This window comes from Candidatus Omnitrophota bacterium (assembly GCA_018894435.1).
Classification (GTDB): Bacteria; Omnitrophota; Gorgyraeia; order JAHIPI01; family JAHIPI01; genus JAHIPI01.
The window spans coordinates 1-5,232 of record JAHIPI010000088.1; the positions used below are offsets into that span (position 1 = coordinate 1).

Sequence of the window (5,232 nt, forward strand, 5' to 3'; positions counted from 1 at the left end):
ATTTACAATGCGCAATTCCAAATCTAACCGTATCGGAGAAAAACCCCCCGCCATCTGACGGTTCCTCGATTGATTATGCGGATAACCGATGACCATAATCTTTCTGATAACATCCGGCAGTTTCCTATTTTTATATTTCTGCCATATCTTAAAATATATATCGGCTTCACACGAGGCAATGACCACATTATTATTCCGAATGGGCGGATGATTGCTTTTTATCCTTTCAAAAAGCTCAATGCTTTTTGAAGTATACGTTACGAATACGTCGGAAAACGTAAATTCCGAAGGGCCTACCGCAGGGTTATCATAAAGCCCTGCACCTCCGCCGTGGTTGAAGCTTACGACATGCCCTCCGTTCTCGCGTATTACAAGGCAAAGCGTCCTGTTAAAGGAATTGCCCAGACCGGATATCAATAGGTCTATTTTCTTATTAATCTTGCGTCTTACCAGAAAAAGCGTCCTCGCCATATAGATGAGTTCGCTTTCCGCTACTTGCCTCAGATGTTCTATATGGCTTGCGTCAAGTATTATCTTATATTTCTCGGCTATGGTCCTTAGATCCGTCGCTATGGCCGCGGCGACACGTTTTATTTCATAAGCCAAACCGCCTGGTAGCGCATACGAAGTATCTTTCGGCAACCAGTCACGCTGGTATGTCATAAGGACGAAATGCGGTATTTTCTTTATATATTCCCCCATTAATGAGGATACCGAGCCGCATACCCTTACAATTTTAATCTTCTCTCTCGATTTTAAAAACCTATACGGATTTGCGTTATATATAATATCTCTTACGAACTTCTTGATTGTCTTTTCATAAAAAGGGAGTGTATTATACGTTGCCTCTTCTGCCCTTAAAATGCTCTTATCCGAGAACTGGCCGGTTATTATATCTTTATACAAAATAGAAGCTTCCGAATAAGAAATATCCATCCCCTGCGATTTTATTATCTGTATGACTTTGTTGGCATGTAAAAATTGGCAATATTCACCAAACAGATTTCTCTGAATAAGCAACAAGTCACTTATCTCACGCGGCTCATTGCGCATATAGGCCTTCATACATGCTTCAATATCCCTGCAAAGGTTTATGAAATCACTATCCGGAACGGGCCAGAAAAATTCATCCTGCCATTTCTTTATCCCATATTTCTTTATTGAAAAGACGTCGATAGGAAATATCTTCCTGTCCGAGGCCGTTTCGCCCGTGCCGTAATCTACGCGGTCCTTTATGTAGATCAGCTTGTCTTCGGCCTCTTTTAACACTCTATAACCGGCTTTGGTGAATGCTTTTTGCGAAGCTATATTATCTTTTTTGATTTCGGCGATCACCGCTTTATCTGTCTTCATCTCGCTAAAGAATTTATCCGTACCCAGCCTTATGATCTCAGAACCGAGTTTTTTACCAAAGAAAATCGGGTTTAGATTGGCACTTACCGTGACAATGTCCCCGTTAATCTCAAACCTGATCGCCCCTATTTTGTTATTTTGCAAACTGGCCATATATATCTTTGTGCCGGGGCTATTGGTTTTTGAATGAAACCATCTTTGGTGCTCGTCCCAGGGTATTATCTTATCATCAAAAAATTGCCTTCTTACTTCGGGATGATTGCGCCAAGTCCAGAGATCCCTGCAATCTTTATCCATAACCCGGTTTAACGTTATATCTGTTTCTTTCACCTTATGATCCTCACTGCCTCGAACGCCTCGGCATACTTCCTGGAAGCTACGCTTCCCCATTTTGCAGCCTGTGTTTCAATGGCCCTTGGGGAGCGCGGATGAGGAAATTTTCTAAGTTCAGTTGTATAGCATTTTACCGCAGCAAGCTTTTTCTTCATTGTCATCGTAATATCCACAAATAAATTGGGCGCAAAGGTGTAAGGATAGTTCCATTCTGTTGAGGACGGTATTTCAAAAGAGTAAATCTCGCTTACGGTCTCTTCTTCTACGGGACGGCACGCGGTCAAGACCGCGTTAAAGGTAATTCTATGATCTATGTTCAAGTCGCGCCAGTGGTGTGTAAATATTATCTGCGGCTTCACCCTGTTTTTTACCGCCTCTATATTTTTTACTATATCAAGCGTGGGGACCGCATCAAATCTATTATCCGGAAAGTTCAGCGGATATACTTTCTTTACTCCTATAACTCGGTTGGCCCTCTCTATCGAACTCCTCAACGCCTTTAAATCTTTTTCCATTCTATTGGACCCTTTGGCATATCTCGAAGTTATACCTTCCCCAAGTATCAGCGCATATGCCTCGTGGCCTTCATTTATCAATCTGGCAACAGTCCCGCCGCAGCCAAGAATCTCGTCGTCAGGGTGGGCCGCAATTACCAATATTCTGTTTTCATTTTTTTTCATTTCGGCTCTCCATAATTAGCGACTGTTTGAGTATAACTTTTTTACTACTTTCTATATTTTTTTCAACGATTACTTGCGGTCCTATAATGACATCGTTACCTATCTTCCGCCCGGGCAGTACAATGCTCCTTATACCTAAAGATGTCCTATTGCCTATAAAACATCCTAAAAACCGGCGCTTTGTATCTACTTTTTTGTGCCCGACCAATACCTCGACATTTTTCTTATCAAGCCTGTAGTTAGAAGAGCGCGCCATGCCCCCGAAGAAAGATTCATATCCGATAATGCTGTCACCCAGAAAAACCAAAGGCCCTATACCGCTGCCGTCTTGAACGAGCGAATCTTTGACATCCGATGAATACGCCACAACACAGTTACTACCTATGCTCGTATTATTCCGTATAAGCGCATTATTGGCTATAAATGAGTCCTTTCCTATATATATACTGCCCTTGATCCTTGCTCCGCTTAATATCCGAACGCCTTCTTCAATTACCACATTGCCATTGATTTCAACGCCTTTTTCTATCTTTGCTTTATTCGATATGCGCCTCTTAAGCTTTTTTAAATAATCATCTTTAATACCCAGAATGTCCCAGGGGTATTTAAAACGCAACGGCCGACCTTCTGAAACAGTATAATATATGTCAGCATCAACGAGGTCACCCCTCGGCCTCGATGTTGTTACGGGCATATATTTGGATATGGCCTTATTAAACCGCTTATCGCAGGCAAGAATGGGGTCTTTAAGAAAGATGGATGTATGCTTACGCCCTTTTTTGTGCAAAAGAATGCTTTCGGCTATTATCTCTCCTAAATAACGCCCGGCTATCTTATGCAGATAGACGGAGAACTTGTCATTAAACGGCTCAAAATTATGCATCTTGTCGAAGACTATATACATGATTTACCTACTATTGAGTTTTTTGCTGCTTACGCCTATCTGTTTATAATGTTTCTTATAATCAAACTTTCTAAAATCGCCCTTCTTGTACCCCGTAACGATCCACATATAATGCTTAACGCCTAGTAGATCGGAGCCGTATTCATAAATTCTGACGTTCTTAAATTGTTTGAATACCTTCGCCAGCTGTGCCCGGGATTTGAAATACCTGAGCCTGAGCCCTCTTAAGGCCCGGGTAGGATGTTTATCGGACCATTCTGCAATATCGTCGGTCACCTTTTTGGAATATTTAAAATACCAATGATTCGGTTTAAAAAAAGTGATATATATCGCTCCGCCGGGCCGCAGGGTCCTGTAAATCTCTGAAACGGCTTTCTCCAGATCAAGATTATAATATAAAGCCTGATGGCTATATATCAGGTTGAATTTATTGTCTCTGTACGGAACAAGGGGAGGCGTAAAAAGCCTTCCTTCAAAAGGTATCTTCATATTTCTTAAAGCCGCTTTAGTCCTATTGAGAGCATTTCTGGAGACTTCTATGCCAAATACATCATACCCCTGCTCATAGCACATCTTTAAATTAGGGTAACAACCGAAACCTATATCTAGGGCATTTAAATCCTTCATATGCTCTTTTTGGCTAAGGAATGCGACAAATTTAACAAGGTTTTCATGGGGATAACTGTTGCCTTTGTGAGAAATGAACAATTCATCCCACAGGCGGCTGTTTTTATTTTGATATTTTCCTATCTTAGAGAAATTCTTTTCGTATGGGCGCATATGCCTTGATGCTCCTTTTTGTCTTTTTCCCGATTATATTAAAATACTCTTTCGGGTCAAGCCCGCCTTTTTTATCGGCACTCCTCAGGATGTCTATGTTCTCTGCGCTAAGCGCCTGTCCGGCCGCAATATCTTTGACTGCAAAAATAGCTCTCCTTAAGTATCTTTTAAGTTTAATCTCAACTCCAGCAGCCTTCTTTTTTCCCGAACCTAAAGCTAGTTCGGCATCTCTTACGGCTTTGACCATATTTTTTAACTCGTCCGGTTCCAGCGCATAAGAATGATCTGCGCCGGGCAGGCTATTAGATATAGTAAAGTGTTTTTCTATTAAATTCGCGCCCAAAGCAACCGCGGCGACCGGAACCACTAACGGATCTCTTGTATGGTCAGAAATCCCTATCGGCACATCGTATCTTTTCCTCATTACTTCGATTGCTCTGAGGTTGGCATCGGCAAAGTCGGCAGGGTAACTAACCGTGCAGTGCAGTAAAACATAATTTTTTGGCTTATTCATCTTTAAACCTTCGAGCATATCAACAAGGCCGTTTACCTCGGACAAATCGGCCATGCCGGTAGAGATGATCAGCGGTTTTCCGGTACCATGGGCATATTGTATCAACGGGTAATGCGTCATCTCTGAAGAGGCTATTTTAAAAACGCTGACATAAGGGTTCAAAATATCGACGGCCTCATCGTAAAAAACGCTAGACATAAATAAAATATCCCTTTCTTTACAGTAGCGGGATAACTTCGGAATCCACTCTTCGGGAAGCTCTTTATTTTTTGTGATCTCATAACTTGACTTGCCGGGCTTATTCGATTTAATCTTAGGATAGTGCTTATCAGCTTTAAAAGATTGAAATTTAACCGCATCGGCGCCGGATTCTTTGGCAATATCTATCAGCTGAAAAGCCAGGTCCAGTTTTCTATTATGGTTACTCCCTGCCTCTGCGATAATAAAACACGGGCGCCCTTCTCCGATATTCCTGCTGCCTATTTTAATATTATGCACTTTTCATCACCTCTATCACTCTGTCTGCGCCCTTGCCATCTACCATTTTTCTTCCGCACGCCGACATCTTTCGGCGGAGCGAGGCGCTTTGAGTTTTACTAACCGCAGCTATCAGGTCTTTTTCGCTGAACTTATTGTACCATCCCAAATTAAGGCTATAGTTACTGCTC

The 5,232-nt window shown here is 41.9% G+C and carries 5 protein-coding genes; all 5 read right to left on the bottom strand.

Annotated features, from left to right (window positions below; translation table 11 throughout):
* Positions 1-1,683, bottom strand: a 1,683-nt coding sequence (locus KKI13_07600; GenBank protein ID MBU4488905.1) for a GNAT family N-acetyltransferase, incomplete at its 3' end; no start/stop codon positions are given.
* Positions 1,680-2,366: a PIG-L family deacetylase gene (locus KKI13_07605; protein ID MBU4488906.1), complete on the bottom strand. Its 687-nt coding sequence runs from the start codon at positions 2,364-2,366 to the stop codon at positions 1,680-1,682. The genes KKI13_07600 and KKI13_07605, both read right to left, overlap by 4 nt.
* Positions 2,353-3,270, bottom strand: coding sequence for a hypothetical protein (locus KKI13_07610; protein ID MBU4488907.1), 918 nt, complete (start codon positions 3,268-3,270; stop codon positions 2,353-2,355). Before KKI13_07610 ends, KKI13_07605 begins: the two co-directional genes overlap by 14 nt.
* Positions 3,271-3,273: 3 nt before the next feature.
* Positions 3,274-4,050, bottom strand: a complete 777-nt coding sequence (locus KKI13_07615) for a class I SAM-dependent methyltransferase (GenBank protein MBU4488908.1) — start codon at positions 4,048-4,050, stop codon at positions 3,274-3,276.
* Positions 4,022-5,062: an N-acetylneuraminate synthase family protein gene (locus tag KKI13_07620; GenBank protein ID MBU4488909.1), complete on the bottom strand. Its 1,041-nt coding sequence runs from the start codon at positions 5,060-5,062 to the stop codon at positions 4,022-4,024. Before KKI13_07620 ends, KKI13_07615 begins: the two co-directional genes overlap by 29 nt.
* Between the last annotated feature and the right edge of the window lie 170 nt (positions 5,063-5,232).

Bases quoted from the DNA above. Each gene is read 5' to 3' on its own strand.
- KKI13_07605 (MBU4488906.1), bottom strand. From the start codon at position 2,366: ATGAAAAAAAATGAAAACAGAATATTGGTAATTGCGGCCCACCCTGAC.
- KKI13_07610 (MBU4488907.1), bottom strand. From the start codon at position 3,270: ATGTATATAGTCTTCGACAAGATGCATAATTTTGAGCCGTTTAATGAC.
- KKI13_07615 (MBU4488908.1), bottom strand. From the start codon at position 4,050: ATGCGCCCATACGAAAAGAATTTCTCTAAGATAGGAAAATATCAAAAT.